This is a genomic window from Alteromonas sp. AWQ4_252, assembly GCF_056158205.1.
The window spans coordinates 1,066,401-1,091,527 of sequence record NZ_JBSWSV010000001.1; the positions used below are offsets into that span (position 1 = coordinate 1,066,401).

Sequence of the window (25,127 nt, forward strand, 5' to 3'; positions counted from 1 at the left end):
AATGGTCGTACACAGTGGGTCAGCCCCACACTTACTGTGTGAGAGATGGAATTTTAAAATGATAAAATCTTGCCTGACGATTCTTTGTTTCTTCATGTCATTTTCAGTGGTGGCTAAGACTTATCTTGTTGCGACACCGGCAGAATACACTGACACCGTTAGTAAACTTCAACCAGGTGACACCTTGGTGCTGAAAGACGGTGTTTGGAACGATTTCGAAATACTCTTTACCGGTTCTGGTATTGAGGGAAAACCTATCACTCTGACCGCGCAGACTAAAGGTCGCGTTATTTTGTCCGGTGAATCCAATCTCAGACTGGCTGGTAAATATTTGCACGTATCTGGTCTGGTCTTTAAGGATGGCTACACGCCAAGTAGTGCCGTCATTGAATTCAGGCGCAATAAAGAAGAATTGGCTTACCATTCTCGTGTATCGGAAGTCGTTATCGACAATTACAGTAATCCGGATAAGCAGGAGTCTGACTACTGGGTTGCGTTATATGGTAAGCACAACCGCTTTGATCACAATCATTTAGTGGGAAAGAAAAATAAAGGTGTCACAGTTGCAGTGCGCCTAAATAACAAAGAGAGCCAGGAAAATTATCATCGAATTGACCACAATTATTTTGGCTATCGTCCTATATTTGGTTCAAACGGTGGTGAAACGCTCCGTATTGGTACCAGTCACTATTCTCTGACGAATTCCTTCACCCAGGTCGACCACAATGTATTTGAAAAAACCAATGGTGAAGTAGAAATTATTTCAGTTAAATCAGGGAAAAATACCCTTGCTAACAATCTGTTTTTGGAAGCGCGCGGTACGCTTACACTCAGACATGGAAACGGCAACATTGTAGAGAATAACGTTTTTCTGGGTAACGGTGTGGACCACACTGGCGGCATCCGTGTTATCAACAAAGATCAGGTGATCCGCAACAATTATCTGGAAGGGTTAACCGGATATCGGTTTGGCAGTGGGCTTACCGTAATGAACGGCGTACCGAATTCACCCATCAATCGTTATCATCAGGTGGAAAATGCTGTCATTGAAAATAATACTCTGATAAACGTCGACCACATCCAACTCGCTGCCGGTAGTGACGCAGAACGAACTGCCGCGCCAACAAATAGTGTGATGAAGAATAACTTGCTCATTAATGAGCAAAATCAGCCTTTTACGCTGTTTGATGACATTAGTGGTATTCGTTTTGAAGACAACATTGCCAACCAGAAGGTATTGCCTGAACTGGAAGACGGCTTTAAACCTTTTGCAAGTAAAATGGAACGTCGTGAGAACGGTCTGTTATACCCTGTTTCATCTAATGTGAAAGCTGGTGTAAGTGATGATTTGACTGTTGTTGATAAAAATGACGTTGGTGTTTCTTGGTATCCAAAAGTGCCTGCTTTAGTCGCGTTTGATTCTGGCAAGAAACACACCGTGATGGCAGATCCACAGGCCTTTGTTGATGCAATAGAAAGTGCGGAAAACGGTGATGTATTGGTGCTTGAAGAAGGTGAAATAGTTGTTCCTCGCCTGCTTACTATCGACAAGGTATTGACGATTCGCGCCAAAGATCCACAAGCTACCACATTGTCTTATGAACGAACAGCACTGTTCGAAATTCACGACGGCGGCAGCTTAAAACTCGCAGACCTGGTGTTAACTGGTAAAGACAGCCCGGATGCCGCTGGTAACAGTGTTGTGCGTACCCGTAAATGGGGGATGACAGAAAACTACCGCTTTGAAATGACGAACTCACAGATTGCTGATCTCAACATAAATCACTCGTTTGACTTCTTTGTATCAGGGAAAGGTGCGCTGGCTGACGACATTGTTCTGGCTAACAACACGTTTTCAAATGTTACAGGCCACATACTTGTACTGGACAAAGAAATTGAAGATTTGGGCATTTATAACGCCGAATACGTAACACTCGCTGATAATGTATTTGAAAATGTCGATGGTACTGTTGTGTCTTTGTATCGTGGTGGAACTGATGAAAGTACCTTCGGGCCACACTTCATAGCTAAAAACAATACTGTGAAGAACGCAGGTAAAGGCAAGCGTAACAAGCGCAAAGGCAGTGTTTATCTTCATGGTGTTCAAGTAACGGACATGGAAGCAAACACGTTCGAAAGTTCAGCGCCGGTTGTTGTCGAGCATACAGTGGGTGAACCGAAAACGGTTATCAGTAACAACACATTTATCGATACTCCAGCACCATCGGTGGAAGAGTTACGCGTAGAAGGGTCACATACTGCTACTTTAAATAACAACCAGTTCGCGTCGGCGATGGAGGAGTAATCCGATGGCTGAATTGTTGAAAGGCTTATCAAAGGCGGGAAAGTTAAAAGGGCTGTTTATTTCAGTTACCCTTTTTATGTTTTCCGCCTCTGTACTTGCAGCGCATCCCAATTTAGTCATTACTAAAGCAGATGTACAAGCTATGCAAAAGGCCATATCTGAGCCTGGCAGGTTCCAGAGTGCTTATCTACAGGCAAAGTCGAATTTTGACACTGTATTGTCATCACCCATGGATGTTCCTGTACCTAAGGATGGTGCAGGAGGCTATACCCACGAGCAGCACAAACGCAATTACCAGAACATGTATCAGGCTGGCGTGCTGTATCAGATAAGTGGCGAGAAAAAATACCGCAATTATGTTCGCGATATGCTGCTTGAATATGCGTCGCTGTATCCTTCGCTGGATGTGCACCCGAAACGGAAAGTGAACTCGCAAAATCCCGGTAAATTTTTCTGGCAAAGCCTGAATGAAGCCATGTGGTTGGTTTACACCATCCAGGCATATGACATGGTGATCAGTGACCTCACAAAGGCAGAAATAACGAAAATTGAAAACAATGTGTTGAAACCGGTAGCACGTTTTCTTTCAGTGGGCCAGCCATCAACATTTAACAAAGTTCACAACCATGGTACATGGGCTACCGCAGGGGTTGGTATGGCCGGCTACGTTATGGACGAGCCAGAGTGGGTTGAAATATCACTTTACGACCTACAAAAATCCGGAAAAGGTGGGTTCTTAAAACAATTAGAGCAATTATTCTCTCCAGACGGCTATTACAATGAAGGTCCGTATTATCAACGCTTTGCTTTACTACCGTTTGTTACTTTCGCCAAGGCCATAGAAAATAATCAACCAGAGCGCGACGTATTTGGTTATCGGGATGGCGTTCTTATGAAAGCCATCGATACGACTATTCAGTTGAGTTACAACGGCAAGTTCTTCCCCATAAACGACGCCATAAAAAGCAAGGGTACGGATACCATAGAATTAGTACTGGGCGTCGCTACTGCTTTTGCGCGAACAGGTAATACGGGTTTACTGGAAATAGCTGAAGAGCAAAACACGATTTTACTGACAGGTGATGGTTTAAAAGTTGCAAAAGCACTAGATGCCAGTAAGGCCACAGCGTATGAATACAAGTCAATGGCTCTGGGTGACGGTGCTAAAGGCGATGAGGGGGCATTGGTCATTATGCGTGGTGAGTTGGGTGGCGAGCAGGCAGTGTTGTTCAAACCTGCATCTCAGGGGCTTGGCCATGGGCATTTCGATAAACTCACCTGGCAGTATTATGATCACGGCCAGGAAATTGTGTCTGATTATGGCGCAGCCAGATTTCTTAACGTTGAAGCAAAATTTGGCGGACGTTACCTACCAGAGAACAATACCTACGCCAAGCAAACAGTTGCCCATAATACAGTGGTTATTGATGAAATCAGCCATTTCAACGGTGATGTTAAAAGAGGTAATGCAAATGCGCCCACCCTGGATTTTTTTGAAACCAGTGCCAGCGGTTCTGTTTCTAAAGCGCACATCAATACAGCCTACGCAGATGTTTCGCTACAGCGTACCGTCGCCTTGGTGAATCTCCCCGAGGTTGAGCAGTCAGTGGTATTGGATATCTTTGACGTGGCTGGCGAAAACAGTCATCAAATAGACCTCCCGCTGCATTATCTGGGACAAATTATAGAAACCAGTTTTCCAATTAGTGCGAATACCACCCAGCTATCAGCGTTGGGTACTGAAAATGGCTATCAACATTTGTGGCTCAAAGGAAAAAGTACGCCATCAGCCGGTTTGGCGAAAGTTACATGGCTAAATGAGCTCAATGGGCGTTTTTATACTCAAACCAGTTTGGTAGATGGACATGAGACGTTTCTGTTTACTCAGGTCGGAGCCAACGATCCCAATTTCAATTTACGAAATGAAAACGGCTATATTCGACGCGTTTCAGGCGAGCCTTCTCATCGATTCTTATCAATATTAGAGCCGCACGGCGAGTACAACCCAGGTAAGGAATACACGCTTGAAGCGAAAAGCCGGTTGTCTGCGTTATCCATTGTTCAGCAAGGCGAACTAACACTGGTGGAGCTGCACATTAGTGGCAACGCGTATTTAATTGCAATTAACGGGGCGCAAGACGTTAATTCCGTTACCTTTTCATATCAGGACCAACGATTTACTCTGCACGATAGGTTGAGTGTAATTGGGTTAAATGGTCAGTAGGAGAAATAATTATGTCAAAACACAGCGAAATTTTTCTATCGGGCGACACCACAGAAATTGAAGATATTGGTGGCGGGCTTAAGCGACAGATGTTGGGCTACAATCACGAGCTGATGGCGGTCAAAATCTGGTTCGACAAAGGAGCGCAAGGTTATACACATGCTCATCGTCATTCGCAGGTGACTTATGTCGTCGAGGGGGAGTTTCACTTCACCATTGACGGTGAAACAAAAGTAATGAAGCCAGGCGACAGTTGTTATATACCTCCTCATGCAGATCATGGCGCTATCTGCCCTACAGGGGGCATTCTCATCGATACCTTTAGTCCTGCGCGGGAAGACTTTATCAAGGACGAGTTATGAAATTGCCAGGGTTGCGCTGGTGGGTCATAGCGTTAATCGCTTTGGCGACCATTATTAATTATATCGACAGACAGGCTCTTAGCGTACTCTGGCCTGCTATTGTAGAAGATTTGTTTCCAGATAAAAGCGCACTGGAAAGAAAGCAAATTTATGCCAATATCTCTATTGTTTTTGTCTTTGCCTATGCTTTTGGTCAGGCTATTTTTGGCAAACTGTTTGACTGGATTGGTACTCGTCTCGGTTTTGTTCTTTCCATCGGAGTGTGGTCTTTAGCAACCATTGCCCATGCATTCGCACAAGGTATGCTGAGCTTTAGTTTCTTCCGCGCAATTTTAGGTATTGCTGAAGCGGGTAACTGGCCGGGCGCAGCTAAGGGAAATGCTGAGTGGTTTCCAACAAAAGAACGTGCTCTTGCTCAGGGTATATTCAACTCAGGTGCTGCAATTGGTGGAATCATTGCAATTCCGCTAATCGCTTATTTAACCGTATTTTTTAGCTGGACATTAATTTTCGTTATTGTCGGTGGTATCGGTCTGCTATGGCTTATTCCATGGCTTATTCTGGTTAAAGCGCCTCCAGGTTCTCACCCTTGGATTACTGAGGAAGAGCGCGAATATATTCTTACCGGGCAGCGAACTACTGCGAGTCAAGAGCTGGCTTCAGAGCAGGCTGAAGAGGAAGAATACAACCCGTCTACTTCAGAGATGCTATCGAGGAAGCAAAGCTGGGGCGTTATCATTGCTTCAGCGGCAATCGACCCTATCTGGTGGCTATTCGTCTTCTGGATTCCGATTTACCTGAACGAAGTTTATGGCATGGATGTTAAGTCAATTGGTATCTATGGCTGGGTTCCCTACGTGGGAGCCATGTTTGGCGCCTGGTTTGGAGGCTTGCTAGCCCAAAACCGCCTGAAGGCTGGTTGGACTACAGATAAAACCCGAAAGTTGGTAATTACCCTGGGATGTATCATCATGTTACCAGCCTTGATAGCTTTAGCAGATCCAGGTGCACCAGTGACTGCAGTACTGATCATGGCAGTCATATTGTTTGGCTTTCAAACGGCAATTGGCAACGTGCAAACGTTACCCAGTGATTTGTTTGGTAAGAAAGCCGTGGGTTCTTTATCGGGCTTCTCAGGTATGGCTGCAAAACTTGGCGCAGTCGGACTAACCTCACTCGTGCCAATTTTGACTGCTGACGGCAACTATACTCCTGCGTTTGTCATTGGAGCTTCCCTGGCGATCATCGCAATGTTAGCTGTGTGGGTGTTGATCCCCAAAATTGAACCTTTGAAACGCAAGTAATAAACCTAGTTACGCCGGATAGTACACCTTGTCTGTCCGGCGCTTCCTCACTTTGTAAAGAAATGACAATCATGAAAAGTATCTATTTCCTGGGTGAGTGTATGGTGGAACTGAAATCCGTCGATGACACTACCATGCGACAATCTTTTGCCGGAGATGTATATAATTCAGCTGTTTATCTGAAGCGGTGTTTCCCTTCTCTTGCCAGCGGTATGATAACCGCTGTAGGTGATGATGCGCTTAGTAAGCGCATGGTAGAACAGTTTGAACACGAGCAAATTGAAGTGCAATTTACTTTCAACCATGCAACCAAAGCGCCGGGGATGTACTACATACAAACTGACGAGCATGGAGAGCGCTCTTTTACTTATTGGCGAAATGACTCCGCGGCCAGGCAAGTTATGACCTTCATCGACGATGGCGTCGTAAACCAATTGGCTGAGTCTGATATGGTGTTTTTGTCGGGGATCTCACTAGCTATTCTCGCCGCTGAAGCTCTCGATAAGTTGTGGGGGGTGTTAACAACATTGAAGAACAAGGGGGTTAATATAGTTTTTGACCCTAATTATCGTGCCCGTTTGTGGCAATCGCCCCAAGACGCCAAATCTGCTTTCGACCGCGCATTCTCTTTATCTACAACCACTTTGCCAGGAATCGAAGACCTGGAGGTACTTTACGGCCTCGATAGTGCTGACAAAGTCATCCAGTTCTGTCGTGATGCTGGTTGTCAGGAAATTGTAGTAAAAGACGGCCCGTCTTCGGTGGTTACCAGCGTAAATGGAGCATTGGAAACACACCCAATTGTACCGGTTGAAAAGGTGGTAGATACGACCTCTGCCGGAGACGCCTTTAATGGGGCTTACCTTGGCGCTCGATTGTCTGGTTTGGACGTAAAAGCGTCAGTGGCATGTGGCGCTAAAGCGGCAGGTACAGTTATTCAATACCCGGGGGCAATAGCGCCTTCAGGTGCCTTTAAACAAGCTATGGCAGACTTCTTGTTGGCCTAGTCATTATTTTGTTGGCCAGGTCCAACGTCATAAAAAGTGAGAGAACACACCATGACACGTTTTTCTGAATTAATGTCGTCGCAGACGCTATTGCCAATTATTCAGGCAAATTCAATACAAGAGGGCGTTCAGATAGCACGTGCTATGGCCGATGCAGGGTTAAAGCTGGTTGAAGTTGTCCTGCGCACGGATGTTTCGCTACAGGCATTGAAAGCGATAAAGCAGGAAGTACCCGAATTAATCGTGGGTGCTGGTACAGTTATAAGTACGCAAATTCTTGACCAGGCCGTGGAGGCAGGGTCAGACTTTATCGTGACACCGGCAGTTTCACCTTCCTTGCTTGGTGCCCTTGGTAGCATCGATATTCCAGTACTTCCCGGCGTGTCAAATACCGCCGATATTTTACTGGCGACAGAGTACGGCTTTGAAGAACAAAAGCTTTTTCCAGCGTCACTTTCTGGTGGAGCGCCTTTCTTAGCAGCCGTATCGTCAGTATTTCAATCGGTATCTTTTTGTCCTACCGGCGGTGTCAACGCTAACAATAAGCAGGATTATTTGTCACTTCCCAACGTGTTTGCGGTAGGTGGTACCTGGGTAGCGAAGAAAGAATGGGTAGCAGAAGGTAATTGGCAAGCTATTACAGACGCATGTGTCGACGCACAAAAATAATCATCATTGGATGGTAATGAGGCACAGACTACGTCTTGTCGTAAAATGAAAAACCGGCCATATGAAGTGATTTCATATGGCCGGCTTTCTATTCAATGCTTCGTTTTCAGTAAATTTGGATTACTGCGTCACGTGAGAAATTGAGTATAAACCCCGGGTCTCGTCTGTTTTGCGCTTTATTTCTTCCAACGCTTTTGCTTCACTGGCTTCGAATAACGCATTGATTAGTCTGTTGAAGTGATTATGCATGGCCTTTCTTGCGGCAGCTGAATCCTTTTTAGCGATTGCTTCATATATTGCCCGGTGCTCTTTAAGGCGCTGTTCCGAACCTTGAGAACAAACATCGGCATAGGCCGCAATTATTTGTGGTTCATTACGTCTCAGGTTCCACAAATTTTGAATAGACATGACGATAGCGTTGTTTCGTGTTGCCTGGGAAATGATTTCATGAAAGTGCTGATCGGCTTCATCCGCTTGCTCTGGATTAGCCATGTCTTCCAGGGTTTGTTTTAGTTCTGATAATTCACTTTCTTTGATTGTTGCTGCAGCCAGTGCCGCCGCCTCAGCTTCTACCAGAGCTCTAGCCTGTGTTAATTCGAACGCGCTAATAGGTTTCGTTGGCTGATTTCTGCTTGCAGTACTCGTTACATAAACACCAGAGCCAGTTTTCACTTCCACTCTTTCACGTACTTCCAGGGCAATGATAGCTTCTCGGATGGTTGGGCGGCTTACATCATAGGCATCAGCCAGTTCACGTTCTGCTGGTAACCGGCTGCCAACTGAATACACGCCTTGATCAATGAGTGATTCGAGTTTTTCTACTACGGCCCAAAAACGTCTGCGCTTTTTCATACAGGATTCCTCTCTTCAACAAAGGATATATGACGCGATTCACCTTGTATGCCACGCGCGAAATACCCAACTAACCTATCTTGCTATTAGACATCAAAATGGCCGTTCTGGTAAGTATTAAATGAAAAATTGGTAAATTTTTTTTACTAAAAGTGGTAATGAATATCATTTGAGTAAATTTATTTGTCAAATTATGGCTCTTGAGGCATTGATGGGGAACGAACAGTCATGTCGCTGTCATATTTCTGCAGTATTTTCATTCATTGATTGTCAATGAAGTGAATGTTTGTGTCTATACCTCCCCAACAATATCTATGGCAGGGTTTAACAGATCGTGAAGGACGGAAAGCGCGTTTAGCATTGCGATCGTTCATCTTTGGATTGACGAATGATAATGCACTTACCGATGACGTGCTACAGGAAACACTTATTCGCACAAGCAAGAGTGTACGTTTTTCTGAGCTAGATAATCCCCTCGCTTACATGATTACGGTGGCTAAATCTGTTCTCTACGATTTTCAGAGAAAGAAACTGCCCCATCCTGTTGATTATCAGTCAGTGCCTTTAGATGCAGCAAATGACTGTCCCGAACAACGTTACCTCGATCAACAAAAACTCGCATTCATAGAGATGGCGCTGGAGAGTATGTCACCTCTTCGACGGGAAGTGTTTCTACTTCGCAGAGTAGAAGGTTTGAGCCGAGATGCGATTGCTAAAAAGTTGGAATTATCAGTGGAGGCAGTGAAAAAGCATCTGACGAGGGCAATGGTAGAACTCACCCTTAAACTAGAAGACGGTGGATGGACGGATCTTTAGCATTATTTTTATTGGCTTTTGTCCCCACTTAGCATAATCGACACTCTTCTTACATAGAGTAGTAATACAGAGGCACGTATGACGGAATCAGCGCATCTAGAACAAGCAGCTGAATGGTTTGACCGTTTAAATGAGCTAGACGAAGAGGAGAAACAAGCGTTTTCTCTTTGGTTATCTACACCAGAACATCAGCAGGCGTTCCAGCGAGTAGCTACCGCCATGGGGCAGCCTGAACTGGCAAGCGCCAGTCAGCAGGTCGCAGCTAAGAACCGCCAAACCAGCACACATAAAGTTAAGCGGTCAGGCGTTCCATTGTGGCTGGCAACGGCTGCTAGCCTGCTCATCGTATCGTTTCTTGCATTCTGGTTTGTTCCTTTTGATGGCGATGAATCGCAACCAACTCAGTCGACAGAATTTGCACTAACACAGAAAATCGGGTTGTCTTCAAATACCGCGCAGATGGCATCAAAAGTACTTCGGGATGGTTCGGTGGTTTACCTCAACGGAAATAGCGAGGTTGCAGTAAATCACGATGCACAGTGGCGTAATGTTCGACTGACGAAAGGGCAGGCTTATTTCGACGTCTCACATGAACCTTCACGTCCTTTTGTCGTGCAGGTAGATGATATTCGCGTGCAAGTAGTGGGAACAGCTTTCGACATCGACCGGTTGGCAGACAAAACTACAATCAGTGTTTATGACGGTGTTGTAAAAGTGATGGCAGATAAAACTCTGATGCTGGTTAAAGGGGAAGGGGTAGAGCTTAAAAACGGCAACTGGTCTCGCACATTTCGACTTCCGCATTCGCAACTACCCGCCTGGCGCAGTGGTTGGCTTGATGTAGAGAATGAGTCAATGTCAGCGGTATTAGAGCGTCTTGGACGACATATTGATAAACCTGTTACGGCAGAGGGTGTTGAGCAGGTGTTACTATCTGGACGGTTTAATCTACAGAAACCTGAGCAGAGCCTGAAGCTATTGGCATCGGCAAACGGGCTCATGTTTCAGGATGATGGCAGACAGTTTGTCATCAGTGCAGCATCGCAGTAGACCGCCACTTACCTTGTGATGGAGACTATTTCCTGCCAGAGTTCACTGCGGTTGCTATTGGTAGTGGTACTTATTACTACATCAAGTATGTCTTTTCCGCCACGAGTAATTGCAGCAGAGGGCAAATCCATTTCACTGCACAGTGAAACACAATCATTAACAGATAGGCTGCGTTATCTGTCAATTAAATTCAATCGGCCGTTCGTTGTTAATCAGTCACTGACAGCAGATATCACAGTACCTGAGATATCGGGGGAATTTACCGTCGTCGAAGCATTGGAGATTATTTTGTCTTCCACTTCTCTCGAGTACCAGCTTTCTCCTGAAGGTATAGTGCTCAAGCCTGCAACGCCTAAAAGTAAACGCAAGACTATCGAAGAGGTGGCGGTTACGGGAATTCGAGCCTCACTCGATGTGTCGCGGCAAAAAAAACGAGAAAGCGAGGTCATTTCGGACGTCATTGCTTCCAGAGATATTGCTGCATATCCAGACCGTAATTTGGCAGAGTCGATGCAGCGAATTCCCGGTATGTCTATTTCCCGGGAAGCCGGTGAAGGTCGTCAAATTATGTTGCGCGGGTTAAACCCTGATTTTACTCTGGTGACGCTAAACGGTATGCCAGTGTTGGCAAACAACGATTCCCCGATGGACAGCCGGCAACAAAGGCATCGTGATCGCTCTTTCGATTTAAACCTATTTGCCACTGAGTTGTTCAGCAATATCCAAGTTTTTAAAAGCTATGATGTCAGCCAGCCTACAGGGGGTTTAGCCGGTATCGTTGCCTTTGAAACCGCACACCCTTTCGACCATCCTGGACTGAACTGGCACATGAATACACAGGTCGGAAAAAACGCGTACATCAATAAGCCTTCCGCCAGGTTTTCTACCATGGTGTCATCGACAAAAGGTCATTGGGGAGCGCTATTGTCAATGTCTTATGGTGAGCGTCTCTCTCAAGAGGTTGGAGGTAATACTTTCCGATGGCGTCAGATCACACCGGAAGGTGCTGACATTTCCCAACTTCCCGACGTAATAGCGTCTGCGTGGCAAAGCGGAGATTTATTCGTGCCCAGAGGAAACCGCTATTCAGTATGGCAAAGTGACATGACCAGAGCCGGTGTAAGTGGTTCCCTGGAATACCTGAGCGATCGGCACCACGTCACGGTAGACTGGCTGTTTGGTGAATTTAGTGGCGATCGTCGTGAATATCACCTCTATCCGAGAGGATATCGGTCAACGCCGGTGATCGAAGGAGAGACAATTGTAACGGATGCACAGGTCAATGATCGAAACGAGCTGGTTTATGGTGTGTATCAACGTGGACAAGTGGGTACAGAAAGTCGTTTCCAGCAGGTATCTACCCTTTACCGTCAGTGGGTATTAAACGCAGAGCATGAGTGGAATAACACGACGACGGGTAAGCTGAGACTGGGTTGGGAGAAGGCAGGTTACAACATTCCGCTGGGAATCAAGGCTTACATGGAAAGCTCAACAGATGTCACTATTGATTACCGGGATGACTACGGATTTGCCCACATTAATTACTCAGATGATCTTACCGAGCGCGATTTCTGGTATATGAAAGAGCTTGATGCTGAGCACTATTTTTCCAGTACCGGTTTTGGTAATGCTAATTACGCCATAGAACATATATTCAGCAATAATTTGAACTGGGAAGTAGGTATTGAAGTCGTTAATTTCAATAGCACAACAAGTTGGTTCAATGTTCAGGATATGCTGGCTGAAGAGTGGGCTGTGTTTCGGCAAGGGGGGTCGGCGCAAGCTGGAGAAGAAAATAGACTTATTAGTTTGGACAGCAGTGTTCCAGAGGTTGTAGGGAGTACCTTAACCGCTCATCCCAGGCTGGCATGGATGAAACTCAATTCCGTAGATGTATTTCAAGCCTTTGGCCTGCCCGCACATATTGAAGGCATACAAGGCTCTGAAGTGGCAAGAAGAAGGCCTTGGAACGAACTGCAGGATCGCGTTGAAGAATGGCGGTATTCGCTGCTTGGTGAGGTGAGCTATCAACAGGGGCCGTGGCAGATAAATGGCGGATTGCGTGTTGAGTGGGAAAACATTGATGTGTGGGCAAAAGACCTTGTTTCACAGCGCAGCAATGAGTTGGGTTATACATCATTTCTGCCTTCTTTGAATTTGAGGTATGACAGTAATCAGAATGATGTGTACCGCGTTGCTATCAGCCGCACAATTGGCAGGCCTTTGTTGTCCGATCTCGCGCAAACCGTTGAATATAATGAAGAGCAAGATGTGCTTTATGGTTTTAATCCCGCTCTTGGCCCTTATGTTGCCAACAATGTGGATATTGCCTGGGAGCGGTATTTATCAGGCCTGAATCGCGTCTCACTTTCATTTTTTTATAAATACCTTGATGACTATATTGTCACTCTTGGCGAGTATTTACCTGTAGGACAAATACCCGAACAGGATATCGTCGATATGATAGGCGTATCTGATAACACATCTTTATTGAGGGTGGCTCCACAGAATGCAGAAAACGCAAACCTTTTCGGTATGGAGCTCAGCTCCCATTTGGAAATGCCGCTTTCAGTATTTCCAGGTTATCACATTGGTCTGGTGGCCAATGCCAGTTACACACAGGGAAAGGTGCGCTACCACAACAGTAATAATGGTCAGCCGTTGGTAACAAAATCACTGCCTTATCTCTCTCCCTGGCTGGCGAATGTCACTGCGTACTGGGAAGGCTATGCAATGAGCGTCCGTTTGAGTGCTACTTTTCGTGATACTTATATTGCTCGGGTAGACAGTAACACGTTAATTGACGAGGACGAAACAGGCTTTGAATCGAGCATTTACGTAGATGCTGTGGCCGCTTATCAAATTGACGAACACTGGGAGTTACGCGCCGAGGCGGTCAATCTGACCAACGAAAGAGAGCGACAGTATTCTGATTCGTCACACCGCCCGTATAATACGACGCTAAGTGGGCGCAACTATTATCTGGGCTTAACTTACCGTCATTAAAGTAAATGGGAGCGATTACCCTATGGCGGTAATCGCTCGCCAAAGTTACATAGCGTAGGTGACTCCAATATAGAAAGTCCGTCCGCTTACCGTTGTGTTGTACAGACGGTCGTCGGAATCGGAGTATTGCTCCTCTCGTTCATCACTAAGGTTTATCCCCTCTAACGATACCTTTATATCTTCTGATACGTTATAAAACGCTGAGAAATCCCAATAGGTGGTACCGTGGAAGCCTGCTTCATCCTGATCTGAACTTGACGTTTCGACGACTGTCAGATACTCATCGCGGTGTGCGGCAGAGACCCTTGCGCCCCAAGTTTCTGTTTCGTAATAAAGCGTCATATTAACGGTATTTTTAGACAGACCGAAGAAGGGTCGTGATACTTCAACATTTTCGCCATCCACAAGAATGGTGTGCAGTGAATCGCCATCAGCATATGTGTAGTTAGCTATGCCACCGAAGTTGTCAAAGGGGGCCGGTAGAAAGTCAAAATCACGCTGAACCGCAAACTCCCATCCTGAGAAATCGCTGTCGGTGAGGTTTTGTGGTTGTGAAAAATTATACAAGGTTGCACCGGTTTGGGCATTGCCGTCTTCATCCGTTGCACCCTCTAGTAGTGCCAGTGGATAACCTGTGTCGCCATAAGGGATACTAATCGTTTTGGTAGCGATGAAGTTATCAATATCCTTTCTAAAGTGAGACATGGAAACGTATCCCACATCTTCAAAGTAGTATTCTATTCCTACTTCCATATTGGTAGTTTCAAACGGTTCGAGTGCAGGGTTTCCTGCGCTAATCTGCAGGCCGGTCGAACCAGAAAGAGGATCAGTGTTCACTGTCCCTGTGACGGTAAGACTACCCAGAGTTGGACGGGTGAGGTTTTTACCTGCGCTAGCGCGTACTACCAGGTGCTCAGTAGCGTACCAAGCCAGGTTAACTGCCGGTAATACACCGTCGTACTCACGTGTAACCGTGACGTACTCAGTACCGTTGACCAAGCCAGTGGAATCGATTTCTGTATTGTAGTAACGAAGGCCAACATTTCCTCGCAATTCGCTTTCACCTAAGAAAAGATCCAGTTCATAGAGCGCGTAGGCGGCCTGGGTTTTTTCGGTAACTCTGTTGGGCGTATCTGTCATGGCAATGTCCCGGTTTACGCTGAAGCTGTTCAACACGCCATCGACATCAACACTAAGCCAGTCCTGTCGTTTGTGATTGTCGTTAAGGAACGTCAAACTACTTTCCACTACATCTGGAACGTCGCCACTTTGCCAATCGCTGCGCAGTACGTTGCCTTCCTGAACTCTGCCGCTGACATGCTCAAATTGTTTGGATGACATGCCGAGCTTAAGGTTACTGGAATCAGTTAGCACATAGTCGACGTCGAGTTTAGCAACGTCGAAACTATTGCTCACTTCATCTTCGGCTAAATCAATTTCATGGTAGCGGAATTCATCAATATTTGTGGGGTCATAGTCATTAATGTATGTGTTAGTACCATAAAAGCGGTCGTCGCGGTAATCGATGGTCATATCAGCAAAGGATTCTAAGTATACCTTGGCGCTGTTACTCGTATAATCACTTTCCATATGCCCAATCAGACCACTAACAATAAGATCTGAAGAGATAATCCAGTCGCCGTTTAGCACTACCTGAACGATTTCTGTTTCAGCTGTCTGGCTACGACTTTCCGAGTGAATCGCTGTATTACGCCATTCAGAGTAGATAACTTCATTGTTGTCGTTGTACGATAAGTCCACTAGCTCTGAACAGAAATACCTGGCGCCTTCGTTGTAATCCGGACCAGTACATCCCAATGCTGTAGAGCTGGAGCCACGACTCTGCAAATGGTACTCCTTGCGGTCACTGTCGAGCTTACCGTACAGGGCGTCCAGGCCGAATGACAAATCGTTATTAGGTCGGTATTGTAACGCGACGGTTGCGCCTACTCGGGTTTGATCACTGTTAAATTGCGAGTAGCGACTGCCTCGGGAAAAGCGAAGCTCGCCACTTTCCACTGCTGCCTGATTGGCTGCTGACAATCCCGAAATATCAGAGCCTTGGTCAGTTCTTGGTCGCCAGCGGTAGGTGTTATAACCCTGTTCGCTGGTGTCGCGATTGCTATACGCGATGGAGAAGAGTGCGCCGAAAGTATCCCAGGTATTGGATATGAGTGCGGCAACTCGAGGGCTGGTGTCATCGGTTAGAGAGTTTTGTCCCGCCTGGGCGCTAATGACACTGTTGAAGCCGTCATAGTCAAAAGGTTTTGCGGTGTGAAGCTGCACTGTACCACCGATACCACCTTCATCCATGTCGGCTGAATAAGACTTTTTCACATCAATTTGGTTAAACAGTTCTGAGGCGAAGATGTTGAAGTCAAAAGAGCGGGATGTGTTTAAAGTTCCGCGGCTATCCATAGCAGAGGAAGATGTTCCCAGTGCTTCCATGCCGTTAAGCTGAACCTGAGTGAAGTCGGCGTTTAATCCGCGAAGTGATATTTGGCGTCCTTCACCCGCCTCGCGGTTTATGGTAACCCCTGGAATGCGTTGTAACGATTCTGCAAGGTTAAGATCAGGGAAATCAGCAATGTCTTCAGCAATTATTGAATCCTGAGAGCCCACGGCTTCTCGTTTTAAGTCTTTCGCTTTAATTAGCGAACTGCGATAACCGCTGACGACAATTTGTTCCATTGCAGGATCATCGGCAGATGGCGTGTTGCCTTGCTGTGCCGCAGCGTAACCGGATGTTGCGCTTAAAATACCTGCCACTGAAAGGGCGAGGATATGTTTGTTATATTGTGGATGCATAGTGTGTTCCTTCAATTAAATTTCATTGTTGCGAAATAAAGGGGTGTGGTCGTCGCAATGCGCTGTTGGCAAAACTAACCTGATAGTTGAGTTCTATTGCCTGTGGCGATTGGGGATAAAAATCTGTGGAAATTATTTGTGCGCCACTGCGTAATGCTGCGTCTTTACGGGCTGCCTTTACTGAAACTGGCGCAGAGAAGTTAGCGTCGGAGCGAGTACGCACGAGGAATCCACTGGCTACCAGAGCGCGTATTTCAGCCTGCTGTTCAATGGGGTTATTCCGAATCATGATTGCAGCAGAGGGGTGGTCGGGATCAAACGACGCGAACATGGCCTGATGTATTAAGCGTTGGTGCCCCTGTAAGTAACGCCGGCGTTGTTCAGTATTGCCGTCAAACAGAAACAAGAATTTTCCTTTGAGTTTGTCTGCGTCTGGCCAGCCTTGATTGATGATTGCTTCCCGTAAACTGCCGAACTTGCCTTGCAGCATTGCCGGAGTTATTAAACGCTCCTGCATTACTGTTTTAATAGTCGTATCGAGTGCGGTGAAAGCCTGCTCGTCAAATAAAGCGGGGGCAGGGCTGGAAAGAAATGCAGGTTGGTTTTCTTTCACGTTCATCATGACCACAATGGGAAAGTGTTCAGGGTTGGCATCAGACCAGGCTACTAACTGGGAGAGGCAACTAGTGAATTCAATACAGTGTGAGCGAACATCAACATGCGGAATGTGCAGTACTTTGAAGCCCGGCTTTGCTAAACGAGCTTTGCTCTCTTCGCTTAACCACTGTTCTTGTAAGCGTACCGCCAACTCAGGAGTGTGATATCGATGACCATTCGGGTCATTTACGACATCTAGTTCAAGTTGTCTTAGACCGAGTTCCAGTTGGGTAGTTAAATCCGGGTGGGCATAGTCGATTTGTATCGCGCTGTGGCGATCCCTTTCGGCCAGAAAGCTAAATGCCGAAGGAGGCAGAGCTTGTTTGTAACTGTTATGAGAGCCAATCCATTGATAGTGGTTTAGTGGTGCAGCAGTCACATCAGCTATCAATAGCAAAAATAATACAGATAATCGAAAAATCATAAAACTGCCCTCAGTAAGTTCTGTGGAGGTAGAGTGTTGAAATGAACTAACGGGGACGAAAAAAATCTTTAAGTCATTAATATTCATAAAAATGTAATATAATGGATGAAGTTTTTATGAACATTGGCATTGGGTTGTCCCCGTTTGGTTTGTTGTTACGTCTGTGGTTTAGGACGTAAATTTAAGTAATGTTTTGTTGGCCTGATATCACTGCGGATTATGGGTTGGGAAGGAAAAACAGGGTTGAAGATGAAGTATTGTATTTGGGCGCTGTGTGCGTTAGTGCTGACGACCATGGGGTTTCAGAAAAAAGTTGATCATCGCGAAACTGATACTCAAGACGAAACGATTTACAATAGGCATGGCGACATTTCTATTGCGTTTTTGGCTGACATTCATCTTCATGATTTTTTCGTAGCTGCAGAAAATTTATCGCCAACAGGGTTGCCAAGATTTCCTGGCACGCAAAACCCTGTGTTAGTTCGAAGTATGCAAGCACAGTTGAATTCCACCCGATTATTTAATGAAAACTACTTTGTGTTTCTGGCCACGCTGGACGATCTTGCGCAGCGGGGCATTAAACTGGTTGCCTTGCCGGGGGACTTTTCCGATGACGGCCAGCCCGCCAATGTTGAAGCACTGCGGCGAATACTGGATATTTATCACGAACGCTATGGCATGCGCTTTTTCGCTATTACAGGGAATCACGATCCCACACGGCCGTTTAGCCGCGCCGGTGGTAAAGGCGACTTTTTACATCAATCGGGTAAAGAAGTTGGGGTTTTTAGTCCGGATCATTCACTTTGTCAGGATCAGAAGGCGTGGCAATGTAGTCATGCTGTGAGGGAATGGGGATATGCAGGTATTACACAGACCTTATATTCCCATGGTTTCACGCCTCGTCCAGAGGATGTGCTGTATGAAACCCCCTTCGACACTGAGGATCTGACTAAGCGTGGCTGGAATTGGTGTGACGACAACGGCACATGTATTTTCATGCCTGACAGTAGTTATCTGGTAGAGCCAGTAGAAGGTGTATGGTTGTTGGCCATTGATGCAAACGTCTATGTGCCCACAGGCAACTACGCCGACAGGCAATTTAACGGTTCGGGAAACGCCGGTTATAACGCATTACTCACTTACAAACCGGAATTGGTAGCATGGATAACCAGCGTGGTTGAAAGGGCAGAAAAGCAAGAAAAGCGGCTTGTGGCATTCAGTCACTTTCCTATGGCTGACTTCTATGATGATACTGAAAAAGAAGTGTCAAATTTGTTTGGCCCTACTGCTATGCAACTCAGGCGCATGCCAACAAAAGAAACGACTGAAGCGCTTTCTCAAACAGGGCTGAAGCTACACATGGCAGGGCATATGCATTTGTACGATGTCCATGGTCCGGCTCCATTTTCACTGTCAGAAGAGCCCGGTCTGGTCAATATTCAGGTGCCCTCGTTAGCAGCGTATCAGCCCGGGTACACCATTGTGACATTAACTCCTGAACGCACTGCGCGCATAGAAACCGTCATAAAAAAAGAGGTCCCCGGCTTTGATAAGTTATTCCCACTTTATGTGAAAGAGTGGCAACATCGCCAGCAATCCGGTTTATCACAATGGGACAAGAGTATACTGTCGGCTTCAAATTACCTCGACTTCACCGATGGTCACCTCAAAGAAGTGGTCAGGCAGAGGTACGTTGGTCGCGAGTGGCCAGAAGAGATGGCGCAATACTTTGAAGAACTCACGGTAGCAGAGGTACTTAATCACGCTCTTTGCAACACCCATGTCAGCGGATTGTCAGAACAGTTTCTCGCCAAACCAGCCATTGCCTTGGCAAATGATTACTATAGAATCCGCAATGCGGGGAAATTTGCTGATCTTGCTAATCGCGATGAGAGTTACATCTCTTTCTTGCCCATTCTGCAGGCTTGCCCGGTACCAAACCATGAGCCGGCGGCGCAAGCACAGGCTTTTTTGAAATTACTGGCCATATCGGCGCAGCGCGTTGACAACACGACATGGGTGGTTCCGGGTGTTTAAAATTATTGTTCTGTGCTTAGTTATTTGGGTACCACATTCTGCCATTGGTCAGACACCGGAAGATATAGAGCGTATAACGACCACAGCGAGTCGTGTAGCCAAGGGGCAGTCAGGGTTACCTTTATCCTTACAAATAGTGGACGAAGAGACGCTACAGAGGTTGTCAGCGTCTCATGTAGAAGAGGTACTCAAGCTTGTTGCGGGCGCGCAACTGCAGCGAGGAAATGGTCAGGAGTACTTACCGGCGCTGCGTTCCCAGGTGTTCTCTGGTGCGGGGGCTTGCGGCGGTTTATTAACGGCTGAAGATGGTATTGCCCTGCGTGCAGCGGGCTTTTGCAATATCAATGAAATGTTTGAAGCGCACACCGAAATGGCCGAGCGGGTGGAAGTTTTAAAGGGGCCCGGTTCGGTTCTGTACGGCTCGAATGCGGTGCATGGTGTGATTAATGTGATTACGCCTGATACAACAACAGGCGGCGTTTTACTGGCACTGGATACCGGCTCGTTCGGATATCAGAGAGGTAAGTTTCGCGCTGGTACTACCCATGGTGACCATGGCGTCGGGGTGAATGTAAGTGCAACCCATGATAGTGGCTATCGTACTGACGAGGGATTTGATCAGCAAAAAGTAAACCTGAGGTATCAGTTTAATGGTGATGCGCTAAGCATCACGAGTGGGTTAACTTACACCCATCTGGATCAGGAAACCGCAGGTTACATTACCGGTTTTGAAAGTTATAAAAACAGTGCGCTGGCGCAAGGCAATGAAAACCCCGAAGCTTACCGAAACGCTACTTCACTCAGGTTGTGGAGTAAGTTTGCAGCAACGTTAAAAAATGGCGATAAGGTTACTGTAACACCCTACTACCGCAATCAGGACATGGATTTTCTCATGCATTTTTTACCCGGCCAGCCGGAAGAAGAAAATGCTCAGGAAGGCGTGGGAATTCAATCTTTGTGGGAGCACCCGCTGTCTGAACACATCACTGTAACCAGTGGGTTGGATGGCGAGTTCACCCGGGGAACGCTACTGCAATTTCAGGAGGGCGAGACTTCTGGCTCAGCGTTTCTTATGGAAACAATTCCTTCAGGCAAGCATTACGACTATGACGTAGATGCCACCGTTGTTGCCCCTTTTGTTGCTGTTGAATGGCTGCTGAATAACTGGCGTTTTAATGCCGGTTTGCGGTATGAGCACATGGCGTACCGGTACACCAATAATATGAATTCCGGACGTCTTCGCGAGGATGGCACTGCCTGTGGCTTTGGTGGTTGTCGCTATACCCGGCCGCCGAGTGGAAACAACCAATTTGACAACCTTTCGCCAAAACTTGGCGCCGTATATCAATGGTCAGAAGCGCTGCAGTTTTACGCCAATGCGTCGATGGGCTTTCGTGCTCCCCAGGCAACCGAACTTTACCGGTTGCAAAGAGCACAGACCGTTGCTTCTTTATCTTCGGAGCGAGCTAATAATCTTGAGTTCGGGCTTCGTGGAAACTTTAGTGACCTGCGTATCTCGGGCGCAATTTATCGTATGGATAAAGATAATTTCATTTTCCGGGATAGTGACTTTTTCTACGTGAACGACGGTAAAAGCCGCCATACAGGTATTGAATTAGAAACTGAGTGGTTCATTTCCTCATCATGGACACTGACATCGGCTCTCTCTTTGGCTGAGCACACGTATCGCCATAATCAGGTACTTAGCGACGTCAATATAAACGGTAATTTGATTGACTCGGCACCCAGATCAGTATTCGATATTCGTCTTGCCTATGCTATTTCACCTTCTGCAAAAGTAGAGGCAGAGTGGTATCATACGGGGAGTTATTATACCGACCCGGAAAATCTACACGAGTATAAAGGGCACGATATCGTGAATGTACGTGGTAGTTGGAAACTATCCCAGGCACTCACAGTATATGGCAGAGTTAACAATGTGTTTGATACTGCTTACGCCGAGCGAGCAGACTTTACTTCGTTTACCGCAGAGCGTTATTTTCCCGGTCGGCCCAGAAATTTTATGTTTAGTCTGATTTATCGGTGGGACGCGTAAAGCTATCCCCACTCACATGAAAAGGTAAATCGCCGCCAACGTTATCCATCAGTTTTTCGAGCTATGTAATGTCTCGCGATTTTATATAACTGGAAAAATTGTTTTAAGGATACGTCATGAAAAAAATTGTCGTTGTTGGTGGTGGTGCTGGCGGACTTGAACTGGTTACCCGGCTGAGCAAAAAGTTAGGCCGCAAAGGCTTAGCAGAAATCATTTTAGTTGATCGAAGCAAAACTCACGTTTGGAAACCACTTCTACACGAAGTAGCAGCAGGAGTGATTGATAAAAACTCTGATGGTGTGGATTACCGTATGCACGCTGTGCGCAATAAATACCAGTTTCAACTTGGGAACATGCAACATCTCGACAGTGAGAAGAAATTTATTGTTCTCGATCCGCTTCTGGATGATGAAGGGCATGAAATCTTGCCCGAGCGCACCATCGATTATGATTACCTTGTGCTTTCAATGGGGAGCGTATGCAACGACTTTGGCACGCCCGGAGTTGCAGAGCACTGCTATTTTCTCGATTCGTTGACACAAGCAGAACGGTTTCATAAAGCGCTTCTAAACCAACTGTTAAGAGTTAATCAGTCAAGTACGTCGCAATCGTCTTTGCACGTCGCCATTGTTGGTGGAGGAGCCACCGGCACGGAGCTGGCAGCTCAGTTACACCATGTGGCGAATTTGGCCCGTGCTTATGGCATGCCGGAGATGTCTTCAGAGCGATTGCGAGTGTCAATCATAGAAGCCGGCCCCAGAATACTGCCTGCATTGCCGGAGAGGATAGCTGCTTCTGCGAAAAAAGCGCTGACAGATCTGGGGGTTAATGTCATGGAGAGCTCCATGGTGTCTGAAGCCACAGAAAGAGGCTTTATCACTAAAACCGGGGAAGCTGTGGATGCCGATCTCCTGGTGTGGTCTGCGGGCGTCAAGGCGCCCGATTTTCTGGTTAATATGGGTGTTTTTGAAACAAACAGAGCTAATCAGATTTTAGTTAATAGTTATTTGCAAACCACGGCTTCCCATGACATTTTTGCCATTGGCGATTGCTGCGGATTTCAGCAGAAAGATGGCTCGTGGGTGCCGCCAAGAGCGCAGTCAGCTCATCAAATGGCCAGTGTTGCGGCAGATAACATCATTAATCTTTTCAAAGACAAGCCGCTAAAAAATTATGAATACCGGGATTATGGTTCCCTAGTGCATTTGAGTAAATACAGCACGGTGGGCAGTTTAATGGGGGCGCTGGTTAACAGCAGTATGTTTATCGAAGGTCGATTGGCGCGGCTGGTATACATCTCTTTGTACAATATGCATCAATACGCTGTTCACGGGTGGTTTAAAGGCACCATGACTTTGCTCGGCAGAAAAGTGAGCAACTTTGTAGGTCCTAAACTAAAGTTACATTAGTCAGGTATAACGAAAGCATGTAAGGGATAAAGATGAGGCTGGTATGGGGAGTTGTCATTGTACTTGTTATTGCCAGCTTATTTTTCTGGATGCATGGGCCTGAGCCTCAAGCTAAGCACATGCACCCAGCCGAGCCGGTTACTGACTCCACAGAGACCGTGAAAATACAAAAGCAGCTGGATGCTACGTCTAACAAACCAGACCATCCCATTTACGACTCACAACCTTCAGAGCAAGCGGTTTCCATTCCATCAGGGCATGGAAACCATTATTTCGAAAAAAGACCCGGCGAGACACAAAAGATGGAAGATGTGAATGCCATACTACAGTACGCGCCGGAATTGGATACACTGGATTACCTGCTATTTTCTCCCAGGGGGATAATTAACAATATTAATGCGTCGTCGCTGGTCAGCAAGGAAGGTTTCCCTCAGTTATTTACCCTTATTGAATCTCAATCAGGTGACCTTGCCAGTGCCAATAGGTTAGAGCAACTGTCCCATCTGGTCTATGACAACCACAAATACGACATGTTTGCTGAACAAATGACTTGCGCAGGTAAATATTGTCTGTTGAGCTTTACTTCAGGAAGTACGAGTGCCAGTACATTCAGCGACTTAAATGGGTTTGGACAAAACGCGTTTTACGTAAGTTCGGAAAAAGATGGTTCAGGGAATAATGCGTACCGAATGATGTTTGTTGCCCTGGAGTTTAACGGTCTTACTCATTGAGATGATAAAACCCACTGACTTCTAAAAATCGACTTTTTTGCGCATGTTTTTTCGTTCACTAAGCTGTTTTTTTGATGCCTCGCGACGTTTTTTTACACCTTTGCTGATACGGGTCGGTTTTCGCTTTTTTTGCACTTTGGTCGCTTGTGCAATCCACTCTACCAGCCTGTCTACAGCGTCTTGTCGGTTTTGTTCCTGAGTGCGGTAACTTTGTGCTTTTAGTACAAAAATGCCTTCTGCGGTGACCCGGGAGTCAGATTGTTGAAGAAGACGACTTTTTACGGCTTCGGGCAAAGATGACTTGCCTATATCAAAGCGCAGGTGAATAGCGCTGGAGACTTTGTTTACATTCTGGCCGCCCGCGCCTTGCGCGCGGATGGCTGTCATGTCTATTTCTGTTTCATCTAAGCTGATGCCAGGTGTTATCGCAATCATCGGGTTAGTTTACACTCAGACAACTTTGCGATTTCCTGGCTGGAAAAACCGTTTGCAATGTTGCCATTAGTTGCTGGTAGTTGCTTGCCATTGCATGGGCCTGTTCTTCGGTGAGCACGGCGCCGTTCTCATGCACACGATTTTCCTCTATCCGAGTGTAATAGAATAACTGCACCTCAACATTGCTGTTATTCCAGGCCGCGGCGAGGTTATCGATGTTTTTCTTCGAATCATCAATGAAGACAATCGCGTCAAATTCTTGTTCAGTTTTATCCAGAATCCACTTTAGCATGAGTCCCTTGTTCATTCCGGTTGTCATCATCACGCCCCGGCTGTAACTAAGCTCTCGCTCCAGCGCCTCCCGGTAATTGGGGTTTTTCTGTCTTTCAGGCGTCAGTGCAGACAGAGACAAATCAAAACCATTGCGCAACAACTCTCTTTCCGTTGCCGCTCTGTATTTAGGGGCCCTTGAAGTAAGTGCAAACACAGTGTTGCCTTGTGATTGCCACTTAGAAACTGTGTCAGCTAATGCGGGCTCAGTGGGCACCATTGGATTAAGTTCATAAAGCAAACCGATTGTGTCTTCAAAAAGACAGCTCACCCGCTCAGTATCTTCAGGTTTAATCGCAAGTTTTCCTGTTTGCCACTGATACCAGATATCTCCACCAAGATCTGCAGTACTGGTCAGGAGGGTATTGTCGATATCAGATACGATTAATACCCGGTCAACAGAATATCGTTTGTTGAGTTTGTTCACGGCTTCACTAACGTCGGAAAAGGTAGTGGTGGTCGTCACCGTTGGTGATAGCGGTGGTGTGGTTGACGTATCGGGTGCTGATGAACAGCCCGCCAACGCTAAGGTGAACACGGAGACGAAAATTGGAATGCGAAAAATAGATAACATGAAATAGATGTAGTTTTTGTCTGATGCGCTACAGACTAACAGAAATTAACCCTTGTATACATGACCTGTTT

At 46.3% G+C, this 25,127-nt stretch carries 18 protein-coding genes; 13 read left to right on the forward strand and 5 right to left on the reverse strand.

Going from position 1 to position 25,127, the window contains the following annotated elements:
* The first annotated feature begins 58 nt into the window (after nucleotides 1-58).
* From ACXACM_RS04720 to eda, 6 genes are all read left to right on the forward strand, one after another.
* Nucleotides 59-2,305 (forward strand): polysaccharide lyase 6 family protein, encoded by a 2,247-nt coding sequence (locus ACXACM_RS04720; RefSeq protein ID WP_474820140.1) that lies wholly within the window; start codon nucleotides 59-61, stop codon nucleotides 2,303-2,305.
* 4 nt (nucleotides 2,306-2,309) lie between these two features.
* Entirely contained in the window at nucleotides 2,310-4,529 is a 2,220-nt protein-coding gene (locus ACXACM_RS04725) for a heparinase II/III domain-containing protein (protein WP_474820141.1), read from the forward strand.
* An 11-nt stretch (nucleotides 4,530-4,540) separates the two neighbouring features.
* The gene (locus ACXACM_RS04730; RefSeq protein ID WP_474820143.1) at nucleotides 4,541-4,891 is read left to right on the forward strand and encodes a cupin domain-containing protein; all 351 of its coding nucleotides are present in this window, start codon (nucleotides 4,541-4,543) and stop codon (nucleotides 4,889-4,891) included.
* Nucleotides 4,888-6,195: an MFS transporter gene (locus tag ACXACM_RS04735; protein ID WP_474820145.1), complete on the forward strand. Its 1,308-nt coding sequence runs from the start codon at nucleotides 4,888-4,890 to the stop codon at nucleotides 6,193-6,195. Before ACXACM_RS04730 ends, ACXACM_RS04735 begins: the two co-directional genes overlap by 4 nt.
* Before the next feature lie 71 nt (nucleotides 6,196-6,266).
* On the forward strand, nucleotides 6,267-7,202 hold the full coding sequence (locus ACXACM_RS04740; protein WP_474820146.1) for a sugar kinase: 936 nt from the start codon (nucleotides 6,267-6,269) through the stop codon (nucleotides 7,200-7,202).
* Between the two features lie 51 nt (nucleotides 7,203-7,253).
* A complete protein-coding gene (gene eda, locus ACXACM_RS04745; protein ID WP_474820147.1) occupies nucleotides 7,254-7,871 on the forward strand; it encodes a bifunctional 4-hydroxy-2-oxoglutarate aldolase/2-dehydro-3-deoxy-phosphogluconate aldolase in 618 nt (205 codons plus the stop codon).
* A gap of 120 nt (nucleotides 7,872-7,991) precedes the next feature.
* Here the strand turns inward: eda and ACXACM_RS04750 are convergent, their stop codons facing one another.
* On the reverse strand, nucleotides 7,992-8,723 hold the full coding sequence (locus ACXACM_RS04750; RefSeq protein WP_474820149.1) for a FadR/GntR family transcriptional regulator: 732 nt from the start codon (nucleotides 8,721-8,723) through the stop codon (nucleotides 7,992-7,994).
* 288 nt (nucleotides 8,724-9,011) lie between these two features.
* Between ACXACM_RS04750 and ACXACM_RS04755 the strand changes: the two genes are divergently transcribed.
* The 3 genes from ACXACM_RS04755 to ACXACM_RS04765 all read left to right on the forward strand — a co-directional run bounded on the left by ACXACM_RS04755 (nucleotide 9,012) and on the right by ACXACM_RS04765 (nucleotide 13,595).
* Nucleotides 9,012-9,539, forward strand: a complete 528-nt coding sequence (locus ACXACM_RS04755) for an RNA polymerase sigma factor (protein ID WP_474820150.1) — start codon at nucleotides 9,012-9,014, stop codon at nucleotides 9,537-9,539.
* A 78-nt stretch (nucleotides 9,540-9,617) separates the two neighbouring features.
* On the forward strand, nucleotides 9,618-10,589 hold the full coding sequence (locus ACXACM_RS04760; RefSeq protein ID WP_474820151.1) for a FecR family protein: 972 nt from the start codon (nucleotides 9,618-9,620) through the stop codon (nucleotides 10,587-10,589).
* 87 nt (nucleotides 10,590-10,676) lie between these two features.
* Nucleotides 10,677-13,595 (forward strand): TonB-dependent receptor, encoded by a 2,919-nt coding sequence (locus tag ACXACM_RS04765; protein WP_474820152.1) that lies wholly within the window; start codon nucleotides 10,677-10,679, stop codon nucleotides 13,593-13,595.
* 45 nt (nucleotides 13,596-13,640) lie between these two features.
* On the opposite strand, the gene ACXACM_RS04770 is transcribed toward ACXACM_RS04765, so the two are convergent.
* Together ACXACM_RS04770 and ACXACM_RS04775 are read right to left on the reverse strand one after the other, a co-directional pair.
* Entirely contained in the window at nucleotides 13,641-16,403 is a 2,763-nt protein-coding gene (locus ACXACM_RS04770) for a TonB-dependent receptor (RefSeq protein ID WP_474820153.1), read from the reverse strand.
* A gap of 22 nt (nucleotides 16,404-16,425) precedes the next feature.
* Nucleotides 16,426-17,484, reverse strand: a complete 1,059-nt coding sequence (locus ACXACM_RS04775) for a Ca2+-dependent phosphoinositide-specific phospholipase C (RefSeq protein ID WP_474820154.1) — start codon at nucleotides 17,482-17,484, stop codon at nucleotides 16,426-16,428.
* A gap of 249 nt (nucleotides 17,485-17,733) precedes the next feature.
* Here ACXACM_RS04775 and ACXACM_RS04780 point away from each other — a divergent pair, with 249 nt between their 5' ends.
* From ACXACM_RS04780 to ACXACM_RS04795, 4 genes are all read left to right on the forward strand, one after another.
* Nucleotides 17,734-19,521 carry a metallophosphoesterase family protein gene (locus ACXACM_RS04780; protein WP_474820155.1) on the forward strand — a complete coding sequence of 596 codons (1,788 nt, stop codon included), beginning with the start codon at nucleotides 17,734-17,736 and terminating at the stop codon, nucleotides 19,519-19,521.
* On the forward strand, nucleotides 19,514-21,577 hold the full coding sequence (locus ACXACM_RS04785; protein WP_474820156.1) for a TonB-dependent receptor: 2,064 nt from the start codon (nucleotides 19,514-19,516) through the stop codon (nucleotides 21,575-21,577). Before ACXACM_RS04780 ends, ACXACM_RS04785 begins: the two co-directional genes overlap by 8 nt.
* A 116-nt stretch (nucleotides 21,578-21,693) precedes the next feature.
* The gene (locus ACXACM_RS04790; protein ID WP_474820157.1) at nucleotides 21,694-22,986 is read left to right on the forward strand and encodes an NAD(P)/FAD-dependent oxidoreductase; all 1,293 of its coding nucleotides are present in this window, start codon (nucleotides 21,694-21,696) and stop codon (nucleotides 22,984-22,986) included.
* Between the two features lie 32 nt (nucleotides 22,987-23,018).
* Complete coding sequence (locus tag ACXACM_RS04795; protein WP_474820158.1) at nucleotides 23,019-23,717, forward strand: hypothetical protein; 699 nt, start codon at nucleotides 23,019-23,021, stop codon at nucleotides 23,715-23,717.
* A gap of 21 nt (nucleotides 23,718-23,738) precedes the next feature.
* Here the strand turns inward: ACXACM_RS04795 and arfB are convergent, their stop codons facing one another.
* Nucleotides 23,739-24,152 (reverse strand): alternative ribosome rescue aminoacyl-tRNA hydrolase ArfB, encoded by a 414-nt coding sequence (gene arfB, locus ACXACM_RS04800; RefSeq protein ID WP_474820160.1) that lies wholly within the window; start codon nucleotides 24,150-24,152, stop codon nucleotides 23,739-23,741.
* A 4-nt stretch (nucleotides 24,153-24,156) separates the two neighbouring features.
* Entirely contained in the window at nucleotides 24,157-25,056 is a 900-nt protein-coding gene (locus ACXACM_RS04805) for a DUF2608 domain-containing protein (RefSeq protein ID WP_474820161.1), read from the reverse strand.
* Nucleotides 25,057-25,127 lie beyond the last annotated feature (71 nt).